This window comes from Pseudomonas sp. 203-8 (genome assembly GCF_020708595.1).
Lineage (GTDB): Bacteria > Pseudomonadota > Gammaproteobacteria > Pseudomonadales > Pseudomonadaceae > Pseudomonas > Pseudomonas aeruginosa.
The window spans coordinates 130,338-154,908 of sequence record NZ_JAJFDF010000011.1 but is presented as its reverse complement, the minus strand read 5'-3'; the positions used below and the strand labels follow the sequence as shown (position 1 = coordinate 154,908).

At 67.1% G+C, this 24,571-nt stretch carries 22 protein-coding genes; 10 read left to right on the top strand and 12 right to left on the bottom strand.

The window, feature by feature from the left end; genetic code table 11:
- Positions 1–87 precede the first annotated feature (87 nt).
- Positions 88–1,083: a FecR family protein gene (locus LJF27_RS25300; protein WP_003144014.1), complete on the bottom strand. Its 996-nt coding sequence runs from the start codon at positions 1,081–1,083 to the stop codon at positions 88–90.
- 160 nt (positions 1,084–1,243) lie between these two features.
- Between LJF27_RS25300 and LJF27_RS25295 the strand changes: the two genes are divergently transcribed.
- The 6 genes from LJF27_RS25295 to lldA all read left to right on the top strand — a co-directional run bounded on the left by LJF27_RS25295 (position 1,244) and on the right by lldA (position 8,296).
- A complete protein-coding gene (locus LJF27_RS25295) occupies positions 1,244–1,723 on the top strand; it encodes a sigma-70 family RNA polymerase sigma factor (protein WP_003122684.1) in 480 nt (159 codons plus the stop codon).
- 116 nt (positions 1,724–1,839) lie between these two features.
- Positions 1,840–3,171, top strand: a complete 1,332-nt coding sequence (locus LJF27_RS25290) for a lysine N(6)-hydroxylase/L-ornithine N(5)-oxygenase family protein (RefSeq protein ID WP_003144017.1) — start codon at positions 1,840–1,842, stop codon at positions 3,169–3,171.
- 122 nt (positions 3,172–3,293) lie between these two features.
- On the top strand, positions 3,294–5,582 hold the full coding sequence (gene pvdQ, locus LJF27_RS25285; RefSeq protein WP_023116886.1) for an acyl-homoserine lactone acylase PvdQ: 2,289 nt from the start codon (positions 3,294–3,296) through the stop codon (positions 5,580–5,582).
- Positions 5,583–5,762: 180 nt separating this feature from the next.
- On the top strand, positions 5,763–6,086 hold the full coding sequence (locus tag LJF27_RS25280; protein WP_003089535.1) for a transcriptional repressor: 324 nt from the start codon (positions 5,763–5,765) through the stop codon (positions 6,084–6,086).
- A 41-nt stretch (positions 6,087–6,127) separates the two neighbouring features.
- A complete protein-coding gene (locus LJF27_RS25275; RefSeq protein WP_003114511.1) occupies positions 6,128–7,048 on the top strand; it encodes a LysR substrate-binding domain-containing protein in 921 nt (306 codons plus the stop codon).
- A 96-nt stretch (positions 7,049–7,144) separates the two neighbouring features.
- Complete coding sequence (gene lldA, locus LJF27_RS25270) at positions 7,145–8,296, top strand: L-lactate dehydrogenase LldA (protein ID WP_003104946.1); 1,152 nt, start codon at positions 7,145–7,147, stop codon at positions 8,294–8,296.
- A 66-nt stretch (positions 8,297–8,362) separates the two neighbouring features.
- Here the strand turns inward: lldA and LJF27_RS25265 are convergent, their stop codons facing one another.
- Complete coding sequence (locus LJF27_RS25265; protein WP_003089526.1) at positions 8,363–8,605, bottom strand: DUF1654 domain-containing protein; 243 nt, start codon at positions 8,603–8,605, stop codon at positions 8,363–8,365.
- Between the two features lie 294 nt (positions 8,606–8,899).
- Between LJF27_RS25265 and LJF27_RS25260 the strand changes: the two genes are divergently transcribed.
- The 3 genes from LJF27_RS25260 to LJF27_RS25250 all read left to right on the top strand — a co-directional run bounded on the left by LJF27_RS25260 (position 8,900) and on the right by LJF27_RS25250 (position 12,183).
- Positions 8,900–9,136 (top strand): hypothetical protein, encoded by a 237-nt coding sequence (locus LJF27_RS25260; protein WP_003104944.1) that lies wholly within the window; start codon positions 8,900–8,902, stop codon positions 9,134–9,136.
- A 264-nt stretch (positions 9,137–9,400) separates the two neighbouring features.
- Complete coding sequence (locus tag LJF27_RS25255; RefSeq protein WP_003089521.1) at positions 9,401–9,871, top strand: (2Fe-2S)-binding protein; 471 nt, start codon at positions 9,401–9,403, stop codon at positions 9,869–9,871.
- Complete coding sequence (locus tag LJF27_RS25250; protein ID WP_003114512.1) at positions 9,868–12,183, top strand: xanthine dehydrogenase family protein molybdopterin-binding subunit; 2,316 nt, start codon at positions 9,868–9,870, stop codon at positions 12,181–12,183. Before LJF27_RS25255 ends, LJF27_RS25250 begins: the two co-directional genes overlap by 4 nt.
- 416 nt (positions 12,184–12,599) lie before the next feature.
- On the opposite strand, the gene LJF27_RS25245 is transcribed toward LJF27_RS25250, so the two are convergent.
- Both LJF27_RS25245 and LJF27_RS25240 read right to left on the bottom strand, forming a co-directional pair.
- Entirely contained in the window at positions 12,600–13,805 is a 1,206-nt protein-coding gene (locus LJF27_RS25245; RefSeq protein ID WP_023104368.1) for an ABC transporter substrate-binding protein, read from the bottom strand.
- Positions 13,806–14,005: 200 nt separating this feature from the next.
- Entirely contained in the window at positions 14,006–14,647 is a 642-nt protein-coding gene (locus LJF27_RS25240) for a LuxR C-terminal-related transcriptional regulator (RefSeq protein ID WP_023116885.1), read from the bottom strand.
- 276 nt (positions 14,648–14,923) lie between these two features.
- Here LJF27_RS25240 and LJF27_RS25235 point away from each other — a divergent pair, with 276 nt between their 5' ends.
- Positions 14,924–15,319 (top strand): DUF4280 domain-containing protein, encoded by a 396-nt coding sequence (locus LJF27_RS25235; protein WP_003089513.1) that lies wholly within the window; start codon positions 14,924–14,926, stop codon positions 15,317–15,319.
- A gap of 22 nt (positions 15,320–15,341) precedes the next feature.
- Here the strand turns inward: LJF27_RS25235 and LJF27_RS25230 are convergent, their stop codons facing one another.
- From LJF27_RS25230 to tssE, 8 genes are all read right to left on the bottom strand, one after another.
- On the bottom strand, positions 15,342–15,878 hold the full coding sequence (locus LJF27_RS25230; RefSeq protein WP_003114514.1) for a toxin-antitoxin system YwqK family antitoxin: 537 nt from the start codon (positions 15,876–15,878) through the stop codon (positions 15,342–15,344).
- 10 nt (positions 15,879–15,888) lie between these two features.
- A complete protein-coding gene (gene tssI, locus LJF27_RS25225; protein WP_023116884.1) occupies positions 15,889–17,895 on the bottom strand; it encodes a type VI secretion system tip protein VgrG in 2,007 nt (668 codons plus the stop codon).
- A complete protein-coding gene (locus LJF27_RS25220) occupies positions 17,895–18,083 on the bottom strand; it encodes a hypothetical protein (protein ID WP_003104930.1) in 189 nt (62 codons plus the stop codon). The genes tssI and LJF27_RS25220 overlap by 1 nt, the downstream gene beginning before the upstream one ends.
- A gap of 159 nt (positions 18,084–18,242) precedes the next feature.
- Positions 18,243–18,815 carry a hypothetical protein gene (locus LJF27_RS25215; RefSeq protein WP_003122693.1) on the bottom strand — a complete coding sequence of 191 codons (573 nt, stop codon included), beginning with the start codon at positions 18,813–18,815 and terminating at the stop codon, positions 18,243–18,245.
- Positions 18,816–18,836: 21 nt separating this feature from the next.
- On the bottom strand, positions 18,837–21,386 hold the full coding sequence (tssH, locus tag LJF27_RS25210; protein ID WP_023116883.1) for a type VI secretion system ATPase TssH: 2,550 nt from the start codon (positions 21,384–21,386) through the stop codon (positions 18,837–18,839).
- Between the two features lies 1 nt (position 21,387).
- Positions 21,388–22,404 carry a type VI secretion system baseplate subunit TssG gene (tssG, locus tag LJF27_RS25205; protein WP_003114517.1) on the bottom strand — a complete coding sequence of 339 codons (1,017 nt, stop codon included), beginning with the start codon at positions 22,402–22,404 and terminating at the stop codon, positions 21,388–21,390.
- Positions 22,368–24,161: a type VI secretion system baseplate subunit TssF gene (tssF, locus tag LJF27_RS25200; protein ID WP_003104926.1), complete on the bottom strand. Its 1,794-nt coding sequence runs from the start codon at positions 24,159–24,161 to the stop codon at positions 22,368–22,370. The genes tssG and tssF overlap by 37 nt, the downstream gene beginning before the upstream one ends.
- Entirely contained in the window at positions 24,145–24,570 is a 426-nt protein-coding gene (gene tssE, locus LJF27_RS25195) for a type VI secretion system baseplate subunit TssE (RefSeq protein ID WP_003450950.1), read from the bottom strand. The genes tssF and tssE overlap by 17 nt, the downstream gene beginning before the upstream one ends.
- Between the last annotated feature and the right edge of the window lies 1 nt (position 24,571).

Genomic DNA, 24,571 nt, shown 5'->3' with positions numbered 1-24,571 from the left:
CCGGTGCGTGGAGAGACCGCCGCTGTATGTCGGGCGGGCTGGCGCTCCCAGGTATACGAAGGCGGAAGCGGATAATTTAGCGTCGGATCAGAGCTGGGCGTAACGGCTGCTGATGCGGATGCTGCCGTCGTCGCGGTGCTCGAGATCCACCGGCAGGACCTTCGGCAGGGCCTCCACCAGGTTGCGTATCTCGCGGGTGCTGTAGATGCCGCCGATGCGCAGTTCGGCGCTGGTCTTGTCGGTGAGGACCAGCGGATGCTCCAGGTAGCGGTTGATCAGCGGTAGGGCCTGAGCCAGCGGCAGGTCGTCGAGAATCAGGCGGCCTTCGCGCCAGGCCAGTGCCTGACGGGTATCGACCGCCTCGACCAGCGGTTGCAGCAGCCCGGGGTAGTAGCTGGCCTGCATGCCCGGGGTCAGGCTGCTGTCGTTGCCCGAGCCTTCGCTGCGGACCTTCACCGAGCCTTCGGTCACGGTGACGACGACGTTGTCCTGGTACTTCCAGACGTTGAAGCGGGTCCCGGTGACGGTGATCGAACCCTTGCCGGCCCTGACCACGAAGGGGTGGGCCGTATCGTGGGTGACATGGAAATAGGCCTCGCCGTTGTCCAGTACGACGCGGCGGATGTCCCTGAAGTTGGCGAAGCTGAGGTGGGTCTTGAGATCCAGTTCTACCTCGCTGCCGTCGGGGAGGGTGACGTGGCGGATATTGTCCTGCGCCGTGTAGCGTTGATAGCTGGAGGGAATCCAGCCCTGCAACCAGCCCAGGTAGGCCGAGGCGGGGAGCAGGAACAGAGCGAGCGCGGCAGCTCGCGCCTGGTTTCTCCAGTGGCGCCTGCGGGTAGTACGCGGGCGCGGCCAGGCCGGGGCGGCCGCCGGGGTGTCGGAGCGGCGGGGCAGCAATTCGCTGAGTTGCCAGATTTCTTCCATTGCTGCGTATTCGTCGGCGTGCCTCGGATCGCTCGCCAGCCAGCGACGGAACTCGGCACGCTCTTCCTCGCTACAGTCCTCGGCATGCAGGCGCATGCACCAGTGTGCGGCGTCCTGGACCAAGGTGTCGCTGTCGGCGGGGAGGGGTGTCTTCATCGAGGGTTCCGTTTGCGCCCTGTCGTCTCTGTTCGATGGCAAGGCTTTAAAGCTGGATGAGAATTATTATAAATTTAATGATTTCAGGCTGCCAACATCGCCTGTGGGGTTTCCCATTCTGTCAAGGATAGCGCTCACGCGGTAGCGAGCAGGAGTTGTCTTGGAAAACCATTATCGGGAGCTGTTGCGCTTTCTCAGCGCCAGGCTCGGAGACCGACAGGCGGCGGCCGACGTTGCTCACGACGCGTATTTGCGCGTGCTGGAACGCTCCAGTCAAGCGCGAATCGAGCATCCGCGGGCGTTCCTGTACCGGACGGCGCTCAATCTCGCGGTCGACGAGCATCGCCGCAGCCGGGTGCGCAAGGCCGAGCCCTTGCACGTCCTCGACGAGGAGGAGGGTATGTCCGAGCCTTCCCCCCAGGTACTCGAGGACCAGCGCCAGCGCCTCGACCTCTTGACCCTGGCGCTGAACGAACTGCCGCCGCTGTGCCGCGAGTCCTTCCTCCTGCGCAAGCTGGAAGGTCTTTCCCACAACGAGATAGCGGCGCACCTGAATATCTCCCGCAGTCTCGTGGAAAAGCACATCGTCAATGCGATGAGGCACTGCCGCCTGCGCATGCAAGCCTGGGAGTCCAGTTGATCCAGCGCGGTTAAATTTCGTTTCCCGGTCCTCGTTCCTAGTCAACAGACGCCCTTACGGGCCGCTCTTGACCTATCGCTCCCCGGTTTCGGGAGCCTATCCAGAGGACACTGGAAATGACCCAGGCTACAGCAACCGCCGTCGTTCACGACCTTATCGGTATCGGCTTCGGCCCCTCGAACATCGCCCTGGCGATCGCCCTTGAGGAACGCGCGAGGACCCAGGGGGAACTGCAAGTCCTGTTCCTCGACAAACAGGCCGACTATCGCTGGCACGGCAATACCCTGGTCAGCCAGAGCGAGTTGCAGATTTCCTTCCTCAAGGACCTGGTATCCCTGCGCAATCCAACCAGTCCCTATTCCTTCGTCAACTACCTGCACAAACATGGGCGCCTGGTGGACTTCATCAACCTGGGCACCTTCTACCCCTGCCGCATGGAGTTCAACGACTATCTGCGCTGGGTCGCCGGCCACTTCGCCGAGCAGAGCCGTTACGGCGAGGAAGTGCTGTCGGTCGAGCCGATGCTGGTCGAGCGCAAGGTCGAGGCGCTGCGGGTGACTTCGCGCAACGCCGAAGGCGAGGAGCTTGTGCGGACCACTCGCTCGGTGGTGGTCAGCGCCGGCGGTACGCCGCGAATTCCCCTGGCGTTCCGCCACCTGAAGGACGATGGCAGGGTCTTCCACCATTCGCAGTATCTGGAACGCATGCTCAAGCAGCCCTGTGTCAACGGCCAGCCGATGAAAGTCGCGATCATCGGCGGCGGACAGAGTGCCGCCGAAGCCTTCATCGATCTCAACGACAGCTATCCATCGGTACAGGTCGACCTGATCCTGCGCGGTTCGGCGCTGAAGCCGGCGGACGACAGTCCGTTCGTCAACGAAGTATTCGCGCCCGAGTTCACCGACCTGATCTACAACCAGGAAGGCGCGGAGCGTGAGCGCCTGGTGCGCGAGTACCACAACACCAACTATTCAGTGGTGGATATCGACCTGATCGAGCGTATTTACGGCATCTTCTATCGCCAGAAGGTTTCCGGAGTCCCGCGCCACGCCTTCCGTAGCCTGCGCTCGGTTGAGAAGGCCACGGCAGGCGCCGAGGGTATCGAGCTGGCGCTGCGTAATACCGCCAATGGCGAACTGAGCGTGCAGCGCTACGACCTGGTAATCCTCGCCACCGGTTATGAGCGGCAGTTGCATCGTCAACTGCTGGAGCCGATGGCCGACTACCTCGGGGACTTCGAGGTCGACCGCAACTATCGTCTGATCACCGACCAGCGTTGCCAGGCGTCGATCTACATGCAGGGCTTCTGCCAGGCCAGCCATGGCCTCAGCGACACCCTGCTGTCGGTGCTGCCGGTGCGTGCCGAGGAAATCTCCGGCTCCCTGTACCAGCACCTGAAGCCCGGCGCTCCGGCCCGCGCCCTGCACGAGCACGCCCTGGCCAGCTGATCGGCGCTACGCCGCCACGCCCTGTGTTGCCCGTTTCCCCGCCAGGGGATGCCCGGCACGCAGGGCGTTTTCGTTGCATGTCCCGGCCGTTCCGGCCACCACTTTGCAGAGAAACGACATCGATGGGGATGCGTACCGTACTGACCGGCCTGGCCGGCATGCTGTTGGGTTCGATGATGCCGGTCCAGGCCGATATGCCGCGGCCGACCGGGCTGGCCGCGGACATCCGCTGGACCGCCTATGGCGTGCCGCACATCCGGGCCAAGGATGAGCGCGGCCTGGGCTATGGCATCGGCTACGCCTACGCGCGCGACAACGCCTGCCTGCTGGCCGAGGAGATCGTCACCGCGCGCGGCGAGCGGGCGCGCTATTTCGGCAGCGAGGGCAAGTCGTCGGCCGAGCTGGACAACCTGCCGTCCGACATCTTCTACGCCTGGCTCAACCAACCCGAGGCGCTGCAAGCCTTCTGGCAGGCGCAGACGCCCGCGGTACGCCAGTTGCTCGAAGGCTACGCCGCCGGTTTCAACCGCTTCCTCCGCGAGGCCGACGGCAAGACCACCAGTTGCCTTGGCCAGCCCTGGCTGCGGGCCATCGCGACCGATGACCTGCTGCGCCTGACCCGGCGCCTGCTGGTCGAAGGCGGGGTCGGCCAATTCGCCGACGCGCTGGTGGCCGCCGCGCCGCCCGGCACGGAGAAGGTCGCCCTGAGCGGCGAGCAGGCGTTCCAGGTCGCCGAGCAGCGGCGCCAGCGCTTCCGCCTGGAGCGCGGCAGCAACGCCATTGCCGTTGGCAGCGAACGTTCGGCGGACGGCAAGGGCATGCTCCTGGCCAACCCGCACTTCCCCTGGAACGGCGCGATGCGTTTCTACCAGATGCACCTGACCATTCCCGGCCGGCTCGACGTGATGGGGGCCTCGCTGCCCGGTCTGCCGGTGGTCAACATCGGCTTCAGCCGCCACCTGGCCTGGACCCACACGGTGGATACCTCCAGCCACTTCACCCTGTATCGCCTGGCGCTGGACCCGAAGGACCCGCGGCGCTACCTGGTCGACGGTCGTTCGCTGCCGCTGGAGGAGAAGTCCGTCGCGATTGAGGTGCGCGGCGCCGACGGCAAGCTGTCGCGCGTCGAGCACAAGGTCTACCAGTCGATCTACGGCCCGCTGGTGGTCTGGCCCGGCAAGCTGGACTGGAACCGCAGCGAGGCCTATGCGCTGCGTGACGCCAACCTGGAGAACACCCGGGTACTGCAACAGTGGTACTCGATCAACCAGGCCAGCGACGTCGCCGACCTGCGCCGGCGCGTCGAGGCGCTACAGGGGATCCCCTGGGTCAACACCCTGGCCGCGGACGAGCAGGGCAACGCCCTGTACATGAACCAGTCGGTGGTGCCCTACCTGAAGCCGGAACTGATTCCCGCCTGCGCCATTCCGCAACTGGTCGCCGAAGGCCTGCCGGCCCTCCAGGGGCAGGACAGCCGCTGTGCCTGGAGTCGCGACCCGGCCGCGGCCCAGGCTGGCATCACCCCGGCGGCGCAACTGCCGGTGCTGTTGCGCAGGGACTTCGTGCAGAACTCCAACGACAGCGCCTGGCTGACCAACCCGGCGAGCCCGCTGCAGGGCTTCTCGCCCCTGGTCAGCCAGGAGAAACCCATCGGTCCGCGGGCGCGCTACGCCCTGAGCCGGCTACAGGGCAAGCAGCCGCTGGAGGCGAAGACGCTCGAGGAAATGGTCACCGCCAACCATGTCTTCAGCGCCGACCAGGTGCTGCCGGACCTGCTCCGCCTGTGCCGCGACAACCAGGGCGAGAAGTCCCTTGCCCGCGCCTGCGCGGCCCTGGCGCAGTGGGACCGTGGCGCCAACCTCGACAGCGGCAGCGGCTTCGTCTACTTCCAGCGCTTCATGCAACGCTTCGCCGAACTCGACGGCGCGTGGAAGGAACCGTTCGATGCGCAACGTCCCCTGGATACGCCGCAAGGCATCGCCCTCGACCGGCCGCAGGTGGCGACCCAGGTGCGCCAGGCGCTGGCGGACGCGGCGGCGGAGGTGGAGAAGAGCGGGATTCCCGACGGCGCGCGCTGGGGCGACCTGCAAGTGAGCACCCGTGGCCAGGAACGCATTGCGATTCCCGGCGGCGATGGCCATTTCGGGGTCTACAACGCGATCCAGAGCGTCCGCAAGGGCGACCACCTGGAGGTGGTCGGCGGCACCAGCTACATCCAGCTGGTGACCTTCCCCGAGGAAGGGCCCAAGGCTCGCGGGTTGCTGGCTTTCTCCCAGTCCAGCGATCCGCGCTCGCCGCACTACCGCGACCAGACCGAGCTGTTTTCCCGCCAGCAATGGCAGACCTTGCCGTTCAGCGACAGGCAGATCGACGCCGACTCGCAACTGCAACGGCTAAGCATTCGCGAATGATAAGCAATGCCTATCAGATCTGATGGGAAAAAAACTGACGGTTTTTCCGCGCTCGTTCGTCTTTAACCATAGAGGCGGCCCACAGCCGCCCGGTTCCAGGGAACACGTGCAGGCAGCGAGCAGGGATGCTCGGCTTCGGCGGGGACCCGCTACCCACTCGTCCACGAAAGGAGCGTCACGATGACCCATTCGCCCGTCAAACAGATGTTGAAGGAGGCCGGCCTGAAGATGAGCCTGGCCCGGCTGAAAGTGATCGATGCGCTCTGGGAAGCCTCGGGGGAGCAGGGCCGGGTGCCGATCCGCACCCTGCACCGGCGTCTCTCCGAAACCGGTACGCCGCTGTCCCTGGTGAGCATCCGCCAGGTCCTCGGGCGCCTGGTGGAAAGCGGCCTGGTGACCCTCGACGAACAGGATGTCTACAGCCCCGGCAAGGCTTCCTGGGGCGGTGCCGCCGGTTCCGCGGCGCCCGAGCGCCGCGCCGCGGCCAACGAGCAGCGGCTCTGACGCGGTATCCCTGATCTCGGGCAGCGGGTAAAGTCTGCCCCATGCTCAATCCCGACGATTTCCGTTTTCCTTCCATCGAAGCGTTGCAGGCGTTCGAAGCGGCTGCCCGGCTGGGTACCTTCGAGCGCGCCGCCGAACTCCTGTCGATCACCGGCAGCGCCGCCAGCAAGCGGGTTTCCGGTCTCGAGGGGATGCTCGGGGTGAGCCTGTTGCAGCGCGACGGCCGCTCGCTGGCGCTGACCTCCCACGGCCGCGAGTACCTCGAACAGATCGCGCCGATCCTCGCCCAGCTCGCGGCGGTTCCGCTGCATCGTCGCCAGGTCCAGCGCCAGCAGCGGCTGACCCTGCGCACGCCGCCGACCTTCGCCCGGCAGATCCTGATTCCGCGCCTGGCGTCCTTCGCCGAGGCCTGTCCGGAAATCGAGCTGGAGATTCTCCTGTCGAGTCCTTCGGACGGCCAGGACCTGCCGCTGGCCGACGTCGAGGTGCGCGGCGACAGCCATGGCGTGGCGGCCGGCGAGCGGCTGCTGGAGGAGCGCGTGCTACCGATGGCCGCGCCGGGGCTGCTGCTCGGCCTGCCGCGGCCCTGGACGCCAGCCATGCTCGCCGGCCTGCCGTTGCTGCGCTCGCCGCTGGAGCCCTGGCAGCCGTGGTTCCGCGTGGCCGGGCTGGACTGGCCGGAGCCCTGCGCCGGGCCGCGCCTGCTCGATTTGGGCATGACCCTGGAAGCCGCCGCCAACGGCCAGGGCGTGGCCCTCGCGCGACCCTCGCTGGCGCGCGCCTGGCTTGCCGAGGGGCGGCTGGTGGTGCTGTTCCCGCTGCGTTCGGCGCCCACCCACCATTACCACCTGCGCAGCCACCAGGCCTCGCCGGCCAGCCAGCGTTTCGCCGCCTGGCTGGCGGCGATCTGCCGCGAGGCGGTGGTCCAGGGCAGGGAATTCCTTCCGGCGGCGGACGACTGAAACGGCGGAATTTCCTTCCGCCGATGCCGACAATTATTCCGCCTGCGGCGGTACGTCGCGCTCTACCATCCAGCCACCCCCGAAGGAGTGGACTGCATGAGCGTCATCACCGATATCGAAGACCTGCGCCGCCTGGCGCGCAAGCGCGTGCCGCGGATGTTCTACGACTACGCCGACTCCGGTTCCTGGAGCGAAGGCACCTACCGCGCCAACCAGGACGACTTCGCCGCGATCAAGCTGCGCCAGCGGGTCGCGCGGAATATCGAGAACCGCTCGCTGCGCACCCGCATGCTCGGCCAGGAGATGGCCATGCCGGTGGCCATCGCGCCCACCGGGCTGGCCGGCATGCAGCATGCCGACGGCGAGATCCTCGCCGCCCGCGCCGCCGCCGAGTTCGGCGTGCGCTACACCCTCTCGACCATGAGCATCTGTTCCCTGGAGGACATCGCCACGGAAGTCGGCCAGCCGTTCTGGTTCCAGCTCTACGTGATGCGCGACCGCGATTTCATCGAACGCCTGATCGACCGTGCCAAGGCCGCCGGCTGCGACGCGCTGGTGCTGACCCTCGACCTGCAGATCATCGGCCAGCGCCACAAGGACCTGAAGAACGGTCTCTCGGCGCCGCCGCGGCCGACCCTGGCCAACCTGCTGAACATCGCCACCAAGCCGCGCTGGGCGCTGGGCATGCTCGGCACCCGGCGTCGCGGTTTCGGCAACATCGTCGGGCACGTCAAGGGCGTCGACGACATGGGCTCACTGTCCGAGTGGACCGCCCGCCAGTTCGACCCGCGGCTGAACTGGGGCGACGTCGAATGGATCAAGCGGCGCTGGGGCGGCAAGCTGGTACTCAAGGGCATTCTCGATGCCGAGGATGCGCGGTTGGCCGCCGACTCCGGCGCCGATGCGCTGGTCGTCAGCAACCATGGCGGACGCCAACTGGACGGCGCGCCCTCGACCATCAGCGCGCTGCCGGCGATCGTCGAGGCGGTGGGCGAGCGCATCGAGGTCTGGCTCGACAGCGGCATCCGTTCCGGGCAGGACGTGCTCAAGGCCATCGCCCTCGGTGCGCGCGGGACCATGATCGGCCGTCCCTATCTCTACGGGCTGGGCGCGCTGGGGCAGGCCGGAGTGACGCGGGCGCTGGAGATCATAGCCCGCGAGCTGGACCTGACCATGGCCTTCTGCGGCCATACCGACATCCGCGAGGTCGGCCGGGACATCCTGTTGCCGGGAAGCTATCCGCGATAGCTGCGAACGGCGAATGGAAGGGAAGAGCGCAAGCCGCGCGGCTCGACGGCCGCGCGGCAAACAGGATCAGGCGGCGGAACTCCAGCGCAGGACGATGCTGCCGTCGCGCTGCGGGTCGAGCAGCCACTGGTTGGAACGGTCGAAGCTTTCCAGCAGGTGGGCCCAGTCGCCCTCGTCTTCGCCGGGCAATCGGGAAATGCAGGCCTGGCAGGCCTGTTGCGCGGCCGGGGCGTGGATGATGCGCTGGATGCGGGTGTTCAGCAGGTCATAGGCCGTGGGCAGGGCGGGGATCGATGCAGTGTGGTTCATGGGTGCCTCCGCTTGCTTTCTCGGTTATGGGTGGGTGGATAAAGGAACCCTCGGTTCCGGCGAGATACCTTTGTAGCGGAACTCGTGTGAAGAAAGTATTGCAACGTTGTCGCAGGGGCACGCCGCAGGGATGTACGGCTCTTGGCAACGGCTCTGGCGGTAGGCGACACTGCGTCGCGAGGAAAATCGTTGCGCATTGTTTCAATGCGCGGAAAGGCGTTTTTCCAGGGATGGGCTTTGACCGGCACCCAGTGCAAGGCAAGGTGACCGGTACTTCTCGACGGATACGACTGCATGGCGTTAGAACCTTCCGATGTTTTGCTCGAATCGGTGTTTTGTCAGCTGGATGCCGACACCCCGCGTTCCCTCCATGATCTCAAGGGCGACCCCAGGGCCAACCTGCTGGCGATCCGCCTGCTGTTCCGCCAGGGCCGCATCACCGGCGTGCTGCTGGACGACCCCAGCGGTGCCGAGGACCAGCATGGGCCGTTGATCTACCACGCCGAGCGCCTGCGCGTGCGGCGCGGCTAACGCCGTTTCCCCTGGCCGAGCCGCTCGCTTTCCGGCGAGCGGCGAGGAGCGGGCCACCGGGAAGGCTGCCTCGCCCGGGCGATTCCCGCCCGGCTTGGGTATCGTTGAATTCCATTCAACGATACGTTCAGTTCTGCCAGGTTATGCGCCGCAGTCCTCTCGCCAATAATCTCCCTTCAGTCCGATGAGAGACTCGCCGCGCCCATGGGGGCGGCGTAGTCGCCGTGCGACTCCATAACCAGAAACCAGAAAAGGCGTGCACCGATGATTACCCTGAACCTCAATGGCAAGGATCATCAGCTCGATGTCACCGAGGATATGCCCTTGCTCTGGGCTATTCGCGACGTCGTCGGCTATACCGGGACCAAGTTCGGCTGCGGCATGGGCCTGTGCGGCTCCTGCACCATCCATATCGACGGTCAGGCCACCCGTTCCTGCATCACGCCGGTGAGCCTGGCGCAGGGCAGGAAGGTCACCACCATCGACCACCTGCACACCGACAAGGTCGGCGAAGTCGTCCAGCAGGCCTGGCTGGACATCGGCGTGGCGCAGTGCGGCTACTGCCAGGGCGGGCAGATCATGTCGGCCACGGCGTTGCTGAAGAGCAACCCCGCGCCCAGCGACGAGCAGATCGAGGCGGCCATGGCCGGCAACATCTGCCGCTGCGGCACCTACAACCGGATCAAGACGGCGATCCACAACGCCTCCGCCAAGTTGCAGGAGGCCAAGGCATGAAGCGCTCGTACCCCGACGATCTGGTCATCGGCAATCTCAGCCGCCGCGGTTTCCTCAAGGGCGTCGGCGCCACCGGCGTGCTGCTGGTGGCTGCCAACTGGGGCTGGCGCGACGCCCTGGCCGCCGAGAAGAAGGCCTTCGGCGCCGACGCCATGCCCCACGGCTGGGTGGACAACCCGAAGATCTACGTGAGCATCGACCGGGACGGCACGGTCGGCATCGTCTGCAACCGCTCGGAAATGGGCCAGGGCGTGCGCACCAGCCTGGCGATGGTGGTGGCCGACGAGCTGGAGGCCGACTGGAGCCGGGTCAAGGTGATCCAGGCGCCCGGCGACGAAGCGCGCTACGGCAACCAGGACACCGATGGCTCGCGCAGCATGCGCCATTGGTTCGAACCCATGCGCCGCTGCGGTGCGGCGGCGCGACAGATGCTCGAACAGGCCGCGGCCAACCAGTGGAAGGTCCCGCTGGGCGAGTGCCGCGCCGAACAGAACAAGGTGCTGCATGCGCCCAGCGGCCGTTCGCTGTCCTTCGGCGAACTGGCCGAGGCCGCCGCGGGTCTCGAAGTGCCGGCGCGCGACAAGCTGCTGCTGAAGAAGCCCGAGCAGTTCCGCTACATCGGCAAGGACGTGGCGCGCGCCATCGACGGCGCCGATATCGTCAATGGCCGCGCCGGCTTCGGCTTCGACGCGCGCTTCGACGACATGCTCTACGCCGTGGTCGCCCGGCCGCCGGTCTACGGCGGCAAGCTCAAGCGCTACGACGCCGCCGCGGCGCTGAAGGTGCCGGGGGTGGTCAAGGTGATCGAGATCGAGGGCCGGCCGATCCCGTCCGAGTTCCAGCCGCTGGGCGGGGTCGCCGTGGTGGCGCAGAACACCTGGGCGGCGATCAAGGGGCGCGAGGCGCTGGTGGTCGAGTGGGACGCCGGGGTCAACGGCGGCTACGACTCGGTGGCCTACCGCAAGCAACTGGAAGAGGCCGCGCGCAAACCGGGCAAGGTGGTGCGCGACAGCGGCGATGCCGCGGCGCTGTTCGCCAAGGGTGGGGATATCGTCGAGGCCGAGTACTACCTGCCGCACCTAGCCCAGGCGCCGATGGAACCGCCGGTCTCCACCGCCTGGTACAAGGACGGCGCCTGCGAGGTCTGGGCCCCGACCCAGGCGCCGCAAGTGACCCGCGAGCGCATCGCCGAGCGCCTGAAACTGCCGTTCGACAAGGTCACGGTCAACGTGACCCTGCTCGGCGGCGGTTTCGGCCGCAAGTCCAAGCCCGACTTCGTGCTGGAAGCGGCGATCCTGGCCAAGGCGTTCCCCGGTCGCCACCTGCGCGTGCAGTGGACCCGCGAGGACGACCTGCATTTCTCCTATTTCCACACGGTCTCGGTGGAGCGCCTGCAGGCCGTGCTCGGCGCCGACGGGCTGCCGCAGGCTTGGCTGCATCGCTCGGTGGCGCCGAGCATCACCGCACTGTTCGGCCCGGACAGCAAGCACCAGGGCGCCTTCGAACTGGGCATGGGCCTGACCAACCTGCCGTTCGCCATCCCCAACGTGCGCCTGGAGAACCCCGAGGCCCCGGCGCACACCCGGGTCGGCTGGTTCCGCTCGGTCTCCAACATTCCCCACGCCTTCGCCATCCAGAGCTTCGTCGGCGAACTGGCGGCGAAGGCCGGCCAGGACCCGAAGGACTACCTGCTCAAGCTGCTCGGCCCGGCGCGGCGAATCGACACCGCCGAACTCGGCGACAGCTGGAACTACGGCGAGTCGCCGGAGCGCTACCCGCTCGATGTCGGCCGCCTGCGCGGGGTGATCGAGGAGGCGGCGCGCCAGTCCGGCTGGGGCGGCGAGCTGCCCAGGGGCAGGGCGCGGGGAATCGCCGCGCACTACAGCTTCGTCACCTACGTGGCGGTGGTGATCGAGGTGGAGGTGAAGGACGACGGCGCGCTGCTGGTGCACAAGGCCACCATCGCCGCCGACTGCGGTCCGCAGATCAACCCCGAGCGCATCCGCTCGCAGCTCGAAGGCGCCTGCGTGATGGGCCTGGGCCTGGCGGCGCTGGGCGAGATCAGCTTCAAGGATGGCAAGGTCCAGCAGGACAACTTCCACCAGTACGAGCTGGCGCGCATGCCGCTGGCGCCCAAGGCGGTGTCGGTGCATCTGCTCAAGCCGGATGGCGACCTGCCGTTGGGCGGGGTCGGCGAGCCCGGCGTGCCGCCGATAGCGCCGGCGCTGTGCAACGCGATCTTCGCCGCCACCGGCAAGCGCATTCGCGAGTTGCCGATCCGCAATCAGTTGCAGGGGTGGCGGAAGGCCTAGGTCCTTCGTCCTGGTCGTCGCCTGCGTGAGTTCGCGCGAGCGCAGGCGATGGATCAGGTTCTACGCGGAAGTCGTTGTCGAAGAAGAGTTTTCCGTGCCGTCGTCCTTCCCTGGCAGAGGCCTGTCGGCGGATAACGCGGGTGGCCTCGTTCGCCCTGCGCAGCGAAGGCGGCAAGCGGACGCCAGGGCGGACAACGGGTAGCGTTATGCGCCGCCTTGTCGTCTCAACTTAAAGTGAATTCTAGTATTTTATTTATCTTATTAATCAATAAGATAAATCGTTTATTAAAAGTATTTTATAAGAAGTGGGGGTCTTCCCAGCCGCTCCAGGCCGCCTGCTTGCCGTCGAAACCGGATTGGCAATTCTCCAGGATCGACGACCCCGCGTCGTCCGTGCGCGAGGCCGTCATGGCGGTTCAGTAGATCGGCAGGTCCGGTTCGGGCAGGGCGACGATGTCGTTCGCCGTCAGCCCCAGCAGGCTCATCAGCGCCGGGTCGCGCAACGGCGACTCGCCGCGTACCGGGCCGAAGATTTGCGCCATGTGCCTGCGCAGGCTGGCCACCCGTTGGCGATCGGCCATCCAGCGGGTGAAATCGTGCACGTCGACGTTCTTCAGCGACTCCAGTGGCGGCAGCCCAGGCGCTTCGCCGACGTCAGCGCGGGCGCGCCAGCCGCCGTAGCTGGACTGGAACTCGGCCGAGCCCAGGTAGGACAGCAGCAGCTTGGCCGTGGCCGGATGACGGGCGGCCTTGAAGATCGCCGCGCGCTGGTTCCAGACGATGAACGGCTCGTCGGTCGGGATGAAGTAGCCGGCCGGTGTATCGCTGTCGGTCGCATAGCCGGTCAGGTTGCCCAGCGAACCGATGGAGTCGGTGCCCACCGAGGCCGCCGGCGCCGCCGTGCCGCGCAGGAAGTTCGGCTTCTGCGCCGCCAGGGCGCGCAGGAAACCGCTGCCGTAGCGCCGTTCCAGCTTGTCGTAGACGTACAGCACCGCATCGTCGTCATGGGGATAGGTCAGCACCAGCTTGCCCTTGAAGGCCGGCTTCAGGTAATCGGCGAAGCGCGTCGGATAGCGCTCCGCTGGCAGCCGGACGGAAGCGTAGGTCGGCACGAAGGCGTTGTTGTAGGCCGTGACATAGGCGCCGTCGGGATCGGCGTAGCCTTTCTTCTGCCGGGCGAAGCCGACCGGCTTGTAGCGCAGCAGCACGTCGCGGGCCTTCCATTTGTCGAAATCGAAGGTGGTTTGCAGCATCGCCACGTCCGGCGTCAGGGTGCCGGCGGCGAGTTCCTGGTCGATGCGCAGGTCGTGGAACTTGGAGAGGTCCACCGTGACGTCCAGGATCACGCCGGGAAAGCGGCTCTCAAAGGCCGTCTTCAACCAGTCCATCTGGTTCGGCGCGTCGCCGCCGGCCCAGAGCACCACCTTGCCGCCTTCGCCCTGTGCGCGGGCGTAGAGCGACGCGAGCCTGTCGGTCTCGCCGGGAATGACCAGGGTCGCCCCCGCGGTTTCCGGCCCTAGAGCTGGCTTTCGTGGCAATTTTCCCGCCGTTTCGCCGGCGAACGAAGAAGATGCGAAGACCAGAACCCATGCCGCCATCAGCGGCTTCACCCTGTCGATCATGTGCCGTTCCTCTGCTGAAAACGAGCGTCGCCGCTCCCGGTGAGGCCGGCGCGCAGGCGCGCCCCTCATGGATGGGACTGGTCCGCCGCGACGGGCTTCAGCGCCGCGAGGAGACTTCGCGGAAAATCGCGGCAGACTTCTCGTTTCGGCATTCCCGGATGCTTGCGCGGGAACTCCGGGTACGGCCACGTGGAACCTGCCTAGAAGCCGGCCTTCGCCGCCAGCGCCGCAGCGGCCGTCCGCGTGTTCACTTCCAGGGCGCGCAGCAGCGAGGAAACGTGCACGCGCACGGTGAACGGCGAGATCGACAGCGCGCGGCCGATTTCCTTGTTCGACAGGCCATCGGCGATCAGCCGCAGTACCGCTTGCTGCCGTGGGGTCAGGGCGTCCAGGAGGGCGCGTTGCCGACTGCCGGCGCTCGACCCGCCGCGCAGGCGCACCACCGGTTCGCCGCTGCCGAGCGTCTGCAACGCCGTGCCGATCTCCCCGGCCTCCAGGGATTTGCCGAGGTAGCCGTCGGCGCCGGCGGCCAGCACCTCGTCCACCAGACGCGGGTCGTCGAGCATCGAGACGATGACGATTGCGCTGTGCCGATAGGCGCGACGCAAGCGCTCGATGGACTGGGAGGCGGCGAAGCCGGGAAGCAGCAGGTCGAGGACGAAGAGGGCGGGAGGTTCCGGCGAGACGCTCGAGGCCAGGCGCAGCACCTCGTCGAAGCTGCCCGCTTCGCTTACGGCGGCTTGCGGGAGGTAGCGGCGGACGACCCGTCTCAGGCCATCGCGGAACAGGGGATAGTCATCGGCGACGATGACCCGTGCGGGGAGGCTTCTTGTGCTAGGCATTGTCGTCCCGTCCTTGGGGGCGGCCAGGGTACGGCAACCCCTGCATCGACCGGCCGCGGGCCGGCCGGCGAGGGCGCTGCGGGCACCGTTCGATCCGCCGAAAATCCTTTTTCGTCGATCCCTGTCGCGGGGCTCCGCCCCGCATCACAGCGGAATTCTAGCGCCGCTGGCGACACGCATGTCGGGCATTCGTCAGAAAAACAGCAAGCCAGCCCCACGGCGAGCGCGATGGGCTGGTCTATCCTGCTACAACGCCATCGCGCTCGGGAGGACGGCATGGGCTGCCCGCAGGTCTGCGCCGGCGCCACCCTGCAATGCAGCTTCGGGGCGGCGCCGACGGTGCTCAACGTGTTGCCGCAGAACCGCACCCTGACCAGCGGGATGCCGGCGGCGAACATCATGGACCACATCCCGCTGCTGAACATTCCCACCTTCGGTCTCTGCCAGAGTCCGGCCAACCCCGTGGTGGCCGCCGCCACCGCCGCCGCCCTCGGCGTACTGACGCCGATGCCGTGCATTCCCGCCACCGCCAGCCCGTGGATCCCCGGCGGCCCGCCGACCCTGCTGCTGGGCGGGATGCCCGCGCTGGACGCCAATGGCACGCTGATCTGCACCTGGGGCGGGGTGATCAAGATCAGCGTGCCGGGACAGGTGCAGATGCTGATTCCCTGAGCGCCGCCTGGCCGATGCGCGCCTAGGGCTCCGCCAGCCTGGTCCACCACCAGCGCCAGCGCGCCATGGGCTTGCCCTCGCTGTCCAGCGGCCGGCCGTCGTCGGCGAACGGCTGGGCGCCGTCCAGTAGCTGGCCGTTCAGGTAGCGTCCGTCGAAGGCCAGTTGGCCATTGCCATGGAAGCGTTGGTAGACCCCGTCGCGTACGCCGTCGCGGTAATGCTCGCGCTCGGCCACCTGGCCGTTGGCGAAATAGTTGAACGCTTCGCCGTGGAGCAGCCCGTTGCGGTAGTGCGCCTTGCGCTGCAACCAGCCTTCCGCGGCATGGAAACTCGCCGGCCCGTGCAGCTTGCCGTCGACGAAGGCGAGTTGCGCGGAGACCTTGCCGTTGGGATGGAACAGGGTGCTGGCGCCGTGCAACTGGCCCTGCCGGTAGCCGAGGCTGGCCTGCGGCCTGTCGTGCTCGTCGATGCGCAACGGGCCTTCCAGGCTGCCGTCGAGCAGGTTGCCGGCGAGATGGCTGTCGCCACGAACCAGGTCGAGCTTGCCGGATGCCGCCATGCGCTTCTCCTCAGTTGACCTTTACCAGGCCGCCCTTGATGGTCAGCATGCCGCCGCCGTCCACCGTCTGTTCGGCGCCGGCCTTGTTGGTCAGGCTGACGCCGGCATCGTTGGTCAGGCTGGTGCCGGCCTTGTTGGTGAGGGAGGTGCCGGCCTGGTTGGTCAGCGACGTCCCGGCCTTGCTGGTCAGCGAGGTGCCAGCCTGGGCGGCGAGGTCGGCGTCGCTCTTCAGGGTCAGGCTGCCGCCGCTCTGCAGGGCGAGGGTGCCGCTGACCTTGATGGTCAGGTTGCCGTCCACCGTCAGCTCGAAGTTGCCGCTGACCTTGTGGCTGTAGTTGCCGCCGGTGCTGTGGGTCTGGTCGGCGCCCACCGTCACCGTGCGCGTGTCCTTCACATCCAGGCTGTCGCTGCCGGTCTGGATGGTCACCGTGCGCTTGCCTTTCTCCAGGGTGACGGTCTCGTCGCCTTCCTTCACCGTGCGGGTGCGGGCGTTCTGCACCGTCAGGGTCTCGTCGTGGCCGATGCTGGCGGTGCTGTCGTTGAGCACGTTGACGTTGAGGTCCTTCTGCGCCTGGAGGAAGACTTCCTCGGCGTCCTTCTTGTCCTCGAAGCGCAGCTCGTTGAAACCGCCGCCGCCCTTCGACGAGTTGGTCTTGATCCCGGACTGCGTCTGGTTGTCCGGCAGCGCGTAGGGCAGGGCGTTGTCGCCGTTGTAGACGCAGCCGGTGACCAGCGGGCGGTCCGGGTCGCCGTCGATGAAGGTGACGATCACTTCCTGGCCGATGCGCGGCACGAACTGCATGCCGAAGCCCTTGCCGCTCCAGGGCAGCACCACGCGCACCCAGCAGGAGGAGGTCTCGTCGTTCTTGCCGTCGCGGTCCCAGGGGAGCTGGATCTTGATCCGGCCGTACTGGTCGGTCCAGATCTCCTCGCCGGCCTTGCCCACCACCAGGGCGGTCTGGGTGTGCATGCGCGGCTTGGGCGTGACCCGCGCGGGGCGGTAGGCGGTGGCCTTGGGGATCGCCTCGAAGCGGTTGCGGTAGTGCGCGTGGCTGGCGTCATGGGTGACCGAGGTCAGCACCCAGTCGATATTCAGCGAATCGTCGTCATGCCCGCTGAGGGTGAACCAGTGGCCGGGCACCAGCCAGCGGCAGTCGCTCTCGCCGATCAGGCGCGTCTCCTGGCTGCGCAGGCCGTCGATGCGTTGCTTGGTCAGGCTGTCGCCCTGGGCCTTGGCGGTGTAGCCGCCGGGGTGCTGGTAGACGCCGGCGGCGCCGGAAACCGCCTCGGCCTGGGAGTACAGCGAGGTGCCCGGGGTGGTGAACTCGTAGTCGGTGGCGCTGTAGGTCCCGGATACCGCCTGGAGGCTGTACTGCGCCGAACGCACGCCCTGCAACTCGCGCACGCCGATTCCTTGGCCCAGGTAGGCCACTTGCGGGCCGTTGGGAATCGGCGGGAAAGCGTCGTTGCTGTCGGCCAGCACCAGGGTGTGCTTGCCGGCGGCATGGGTGAAGAACCAGAAGATGCCGTCTTCCTCCAGCAGCCGCGAAACGAAGGCGAGATCGCTCTCGCCGTACTGCACGCAGTATTCGCGGGGCTGGTAGCTGCCGCTGAGCTGCAACTGGTAGTCGCTGAAGCCGTGCTGGTCGAAGACCTGGGTGACGATGTCGCTGGTGGCCAGGTTCTGGAACACCCGGTTGTTGCTGGCCAGCGTCAGCCACCAGAGCCAGGGGCGCAACAGCACCTGGTAGCGCTCGGCGCTGGCATCGCCGGGGAGTTGGCGGATCTCCGCGACCAGGCCGTCGAGCGGACGCTGGTCGGCGTCGTTGTGCAGGGTGGCGGTGAGATGGGTGGCCACCGCATTGCTCAACGTCAGCGCGGTGGCGCTGTAGCCGCCGAGCGTCAGGCTGCCCAGCTCGTTCAACGCCTCGCCCCCGGAAAGCGTCTGGGGGTAAAGATCACCCAGGGTGGAGGCGCTGAGGGAGAGGGTGGTATTGGTGTCGGTGGGACGGGGCATTAGTGTGCCTTGTCATGCCAGCCCGAAGGAATGATGAATAACCTCAAGACGACCTTCATCCCGATTTTTCCATCCACGTATAGATCACCGGAAAATGATCGCTCCTCATCGGTTGGCCAAGTATTGTCGAGGAACTCCAGCTTTTCCCAAAAGGCCATCGAATGAGTGGATGTGGATTGGTTGTCCATGTGCTGTACGTTCCAGACCAGAATTTCAGCGCCATAATGGTGACTTGGTCAGAGCTCATAAAGGGGGATGGAGGAGGCTTATTTTGTGGTTATGAAGTGTCAAAAAATAGATATCCCATTACTCGTTTCCTTTTTATTTGAGATGGCGCTAAATTATTCTTAAGGTACTCTCTGTCTTGCTTCCGAAGCTCGAAATCTTGGCGTTAGCACTACATTGCCTTGCGCATCAAAGAGTACCCCGTCTTTATGGTAATTGCCGTCGGCAAATTCTTTCGGTACCGACACCGATGAATTATAGTAATATACATCTATATTGGGGTAGCCCATGCTGTCTCGCATTTTGCTTTTGAATGAAGTAGCAAATTCCGAAAACTCACCCCCTGAGTTACATACGTAGAGCTTGACTCTTCTATGGTTTGCATTTAATCCTGCTACTTTCAGTCTTACTGACAGTTCCCCTGCCGTTAACGCCGGTATGAGCCCGTTCGCAGGAGGGGTGCTCAGGCTGAATATGTAGTCTGAGATGCCTTCGTAACCATGAGCAATCACGTACAGCGTATCGTCATTGTTTATGATATTTAATGGCTTCATGTGCTTAGTGTTGTAAAATAATAGCTTCGGTGGTTCTCTGCCGCGAGGATCCTTTGCCACTTGGGATGCCCAAAGCGTACCCATGGATAGTAGTTCGTTATTGCTTTCTTCGCTTGTGAATGGCACGAATAAATAGTTCATATAGACTCCTCAAATAGGGTCCTACTCCAACACCCACTCCGCCAACTTCCCCGTCACCTGCGCCATCAGCACGTTCTCGATATCCCGCGCGCCCGCCGCGCTGCACTTGGCGAGCACGGCCTTGACGATGGCCGGGTCGAAGTCGAACTGTTTGCCGGTAGCGGCCTTGTAGCGTTCCCGCAGTTTTTCCAGCTTGGCCACGACGATGCCTTCCAGGGTGGCTTCCTCCAGCGGCCGGTAAGGCACCACGGTCATGCGCGCGAGGAACGCCGGGCGGAAGGTTTGCAGCAGGACTTTGCGCAGGCGCTCGTCGAAGGCCGGGGTGGCGACCTGTTCGGCCGGGCTGTCCAGCAGCAGTTCGGCGCCGACGTTGCTGGTGGCGAGGATCACGGTGTTCCTGAAGTCCACCACCAGGCCGGTGCCGTCTTCCATCACGCCCTTGTCGAACACGTTGTAGAAGGCTTCCAGCACGTCCGGATGGGCTTTCTCGATCTCGTCCAGCAGCACCACCGAATAGGGCTTGCGGCGCACCGCTTCGGTGAGCACGCCGCCGCTGCCGTAGCCGACGTAGCCGGGCGGGGCGCCCTTGAGCTGGCTGACGGTGTGGGCCTCCTGGTACTCGGAGAGGTTGATGCTGATCAGGTTGCGTTCGCCGCCGTAGAGGGCGTCGGCCAGGGCGTAGGCGGTCTCGGTCTTGCCCACGCCGGTGGGGCCGGGCAGGAGGAATACGCCGACCGGCTTGGCCGGGTCGCTGAGTCCGGCGCGATAGGCCTGGATGCGCTGGGCGATGGCGCCCAGGGCGGCCTCCTGGCCCATCACCCGCTGGCCCATTCGTTGCGCCAGGGAACGGATGGCGTGGGCTTCGTCGGCGAGCATCTTGCCCACCGGGATGCCGGTCCAGCCGGCGATCACCGCGGCCACGGTACGCGAGTCCACCTGCTCGGGAACCAGCGGGTCGTCCTGGCGGATGGCTTCGAGGCCGGCCGCCAGGCGCGCCAGTTCGGCGGCCAGGTGGTCGATGCGACCGTCCAGTTCCTCGTCGGGCTTGGCCGCGTCGGCGCTTTCGCTGAGGGCCAGCAGTTCGCGGCGGATGTCGAGCAGTTCGCGCACCGCTTCGCGTTCCTCGTCCCAGCGGGTCTCCAGCTCGCGGATGGTCCGGCGGTTATCGCCCGACTCGCTTTCCAGGGCGGTGATACGCGCGCTGTGGTCGAGGCCGGTGGCCTGTTCCCGGCGCAGCCGCTGCAATTCCTCTTCCAGCGCCTGCTCGCGATGGCGCAGGCTTTCCAGCGGCGGCGGCACGTCGTGCTGGCCGAGGGCGACCCGCGCGCAGGCGGTGTCGAGCACGCTGATCGCCTTGTCCGGCAACTGGCGGCCGGAGATGTAGCGGTGCGACAGCTTCACCGCATCGACGATGGCCGCGTCCATGATCTGCACGCCGTGATGCAGTTCCAGCTTGCCGGCGACGCCGCGCAGCATCTCCACGGCGGTGGCCTCGTCCGGCTCCTCGACCTGGACCAACTGGAAGCGCCGGGTCAGCGCCGGGTCCTTCTCGAAGTATTTCTTGTATTCCAGCCAGGTGGTGGCCGCCAGGGTGCGCAACTCGCCGCGCGCCAGGGCCGGCTTGAGCAGGTTGGCGGCGTCGCTGCCGCCTTCCGCGCCGCCGGCGCCGATCAGCGTGTGCGCCTCGTCGATGAACAGGATGATCGGCTGCGCGCTGTTGCGCACGGCGTCGATCACGCCCTTGAGGCGCTGCTCGAACTCGCCCTTCATGCTGGCGCCGGCCTGCAACAGGCCGAGGTCGAGCACCCGCAGGATCACCTCCTGCAACGACGGCGGCACCTCGCCGGCGGCGATGCGCAGGGCCAGGCCCTCGACCACCGCGGTCTTGCCGACGCCCGGCGCGCCGACCAGGATCGGGTTGTTCTGCCGCCGGCGCAGGAGGATGTCGACACACTGGCGGATTTCCCCGTCGCGCCCGACGATGGGGTCGATGCGCCCGGCGCGGGCCTCGGCGGTGAGGTCCTGGGTGTACTGGTCGAGCAGCGGGTCCGGGGCGCTTTCCGGCTTGTCGCCGCCTGCCGCCGGGCGGTTCGGCGCGGGCGGCTGTTCGCGGGAGACCTGGATCCACTCCAGCAGGTTGGCCTGCAAGGCCTCGTGGGGAATCCGCAGTAGCGACGACGCGCTGTTCAGCAGCAGGGCGCGGCGCTCCTCGCGGTCGAGCAGGGCGAGCAGCAGCAGGCCGGAACGGATCTGCGCCTGGCCGAGCACGCTGGCGTGGACCACGGCGTCTTCGAGCAGGCCGATGGTGTGCGCGGACAGCGCCGGAGTGCGGGTATTGCCGGCCTTGAACAGCTCCAGCGACAGGTTGATCTCGGCGACCAGGGCGTCGCGCTCCAGGCCGAAGCGCGGCAGCAGGCAGGCGAAGTCGCCGCCGTCGATGTCCAGCAGCTCCAGCAGCAGGTGCTCGATCTCTACGTAATGATGGGTGCGTTGCAGGCAGCGTTGCGCGGCGCGCTCCAGGGCGCGGCGACAGTCAGGGTTGAGGCGGCCGATCAGGGCGGCGAGTTCCATTTCAGGCTACCTCCGGCTGCCGCAGGTCGAGATCGATGCGCTGCCGCTGGCCGTCTTCGACGCGCCGCAGGCCGGTGTTCCAGCTCAGCCTGGGCGGTGCACCGCGCTCCAGGCGCAGCGGCGCGCCGCCGCTCACCAGCAGGCTCAGGCGACAATCCAGGTCGGGGCCGAAGTACAGCGCGGCGAGGCTGGCCAACTGGCCATGGGCGTCGCCGTCGGGGAAGAAGCGGGCGGCTTCGCGGGCATCCAGCGGACCGAGACTGAGGGCGATGCCGGCGTGCTCGTCCCAGGTGCGCGTGCCGGCTATGGCGTCGCGACCCAGGCGCAGGTTGCGTCCGCCGCGTTGCAGCCGGCTGCGGCTGGCCGCGGGGATTTCCTTCCAGGCGCCCTGGTAGGCGTCCAGCCGTGCCTCCACGCCGAAATGCTGGCGCACCAGGCCGGCGAAGCCGGCCAGGGAGCGACGCCCGCCGGCGAACAGCGCGGTGCGTGCCAGTACCGCGCTGTCCGGCAGCGCCAGGCGCTCTTGCAGGGCTTTCGGCAACAGGCCGCTGAGGGCGCGTAGCTGCGCCTGCACCGGGGTCGCCGCCGGCACCGCGAAACCGAGCGCCACGCGATGCTTGCGCAGCACCCGGTAGAGCAGGCTGAGCAGGCGGTGCTGGAACAGGTCGAGGAACTCGGCGGGGGCATGGTCCTTCTGCCGGGCGCGTTGTTGCAGCCATTCCTGGTAGGCATAGGGCAACGGGCCGTCGGGTCCGCCGAGGCCGAACACCGGGGTGGACAGCACCGGTTGCTGCGGGTCGTCGAGCAGGCTTTCCACCTCGCTCGAGGCGAACAGCGGCAACAGCGGCCCGCGCAGGCGCAGGGCCTCCGCCCGCGGCGCGTTGCCGGTGCCCAGCGGCAACGCCTGGGGACGCTCGCGTTCGAGCAGCAGCAGCGCCTGCAACAGTTCGAAGCGCTGCGGCGTGCGGCGCAGCCGCTGACTCAGAGGGAGAGCGGCGAGCCGGCCTGGGGTTGCCATGTCTTCACCTCCTTGTCGGCTTCCACCAGGACCGTGCGCACGAAGCGGTTGGCGGTGGCATACAGCGAGAAGAACTGCGCCAGCACGGCGGAGAACAGCACGCCGCTGGCGCCGACGAAGTGTTGCGGATCGAGTCGCAGGCGGATTTCCAGGCCATTGCGCCAGCCGCGCCAGGCATCCTCGCCGACGTGCGCCACCACCCGCTGGCAGTCGAGTTGCCTCAGCCCTTCTATCTGCCGGCGGGCGCTGGCATCGTCGCGCAGGTTGTGCAGGGCGAGGATTTCCCGCAGGGCTTCGAGGGCGCGCGGGCCTTCCACCAGCGACAGGTGGTTGAGGGTCAGCTGCGAGACCAGTCTCCAGCGCGACTGGCCGTCCAGGCGCGGCTGGCTCTGCGCGCTGGGCGCGTTGCGCAGGCGTGCGGCGGCGACCGGCCCGGGCCGTTCGAAGCCCAGCGCGGTGCCGGCACCCAGGCGCTCGGCCAGATAGCGATTGGTGCATAGCAGCTCGGCGGTCAGGCTGAAGGCCGGGGCTTCGCGTAACGGGTCGAAGCCGGTATCCACCAGGCTCAGCAGCAGGTCGCTGCCCAGCCGGTTCGGGGTCAGCCCGGCGATGCGCCGGGCGTGCCAGTAGAGCGTGCCGAGGTGGCTGTCGTGGCGGCAGCCATAGTAGGCCGGGACTGGCTGCACGGTGCTCCCGGCCACCGAGCGCACGGCGCGGATGCTATGGATTTCCACGCTGTTCTCGCGGTGACTGTCGGCGACCAGGCGGTACTCGCTGCGGGTGCCGTCCGGGCGCAGCGGCTCCGAGGTCCGCGGAAAGAGGTTGATCGCCGGCGCGCAGCCGAGCTGGAAGTCTTCCGCCTGCAAATGCAGGCGTGCCGTCGGTGCGCGATCGAAGACCAGGTACAGGTAGAGCGTCTGTCCGTCGGCGAGCGCGCCGGACAGTGGCAGGTCGAAGAAGTGGAACTTGTCGGGGAAGGCGAAGTACTCGGCGAGCAGGCGCAGGCCCGGATGTCCGCCGTCTTCCTCCGGCAGCAGCGCCTCGTCGGCGGCGAAGCCGACGATCTCCGGCAGTCCGCGGAGCGCCGCCGGCGGCGTGCCGGGCGCCCCCGCCATGACCTGCACGGTATGCGCGGCGAGCAGGTCGTAGAGGATCGCGCAGCCCATCGGCGAAGCCGCCAGGTGGATGCGCAGGCGCTCGATCGACAGTTCGTCCCAGCGGTACTCGCCCAGGCAGCGCAGGCTCAGGCGCAACGCCGAGCGGGCGGCGCCGACTCCGGTCAGGGCTTGCGCCTCCTCGCCGCCGAGCAGGTTCGCCTCGTCGATCGCCAGCGGCCACAGGGTCGCCTCGGCGCTGCTGCGGAAATGCACGCTGTCGCCGCCACGGGTGGTGACGAACAGCGCGGTGTCGCGCGGCAGCCGGTAGCCCTCGGCGAGGTTGCCCTGGGTCGGGTCCGGCTCGAACTGGACGATCGCGCAGGACGGCAGCGGGCGCAGCGCCAGGGGGTAGAGCTGTTCGAGGAGGGCGTCGCTGAACTCTGCGTAGTCGTCGTCGAGGCGCCGTTGCAGGCGCGCGGTGAGCAGCGAGAAACCTTCCAGCAGACGCTCGACGTGCGGGTCGGGGCATTCGCCGGGAGCCAGTTGCAGGCGCCGGGCGACCTTCGGATAGCGCTCGGCGAAGGCGCCGCCGGCGTGCCGTAGCCAGGTCAGCTCGCGCTGGTAGTAGTCGAGCAGGTCGGCATCAATCGAATCGCTCATGGCGCACCTCAAGGCCATCGCTGCCCTGTTCGATGACGAATAGCGCAGGCGTCAGGCGCGACCCGCTGCGCAGGCGGCCGCCGAGCTGGATACGCAGGCGCTGCGGATTGCCCGGGTCAGGTTCGACCTCGACCTCGGCCAGTTGCAGGCGCGGCTCGAAATGCTCGACCGCCGCCCGCACCTCGCGCGCCAGCTGGCGCCGGTCCTCGGCGCGCAGGCGTTGCACGGCGGTCCAGTCGGCGAGCCCGTAGGCGAGGATGCCGCTGCGCGCATTCGCCGGGCGCCGTGTGTTGAGCAGGCGCAGCAGCTCGCCGCGGACCGACTCGGCCAGCGCCCGGTCGTCGAACGCGGGACGTTCGTCGGCCTCGGCGCTGAGGCGCTCGAACAGCGGCGGCAGGGCTCCGGACATG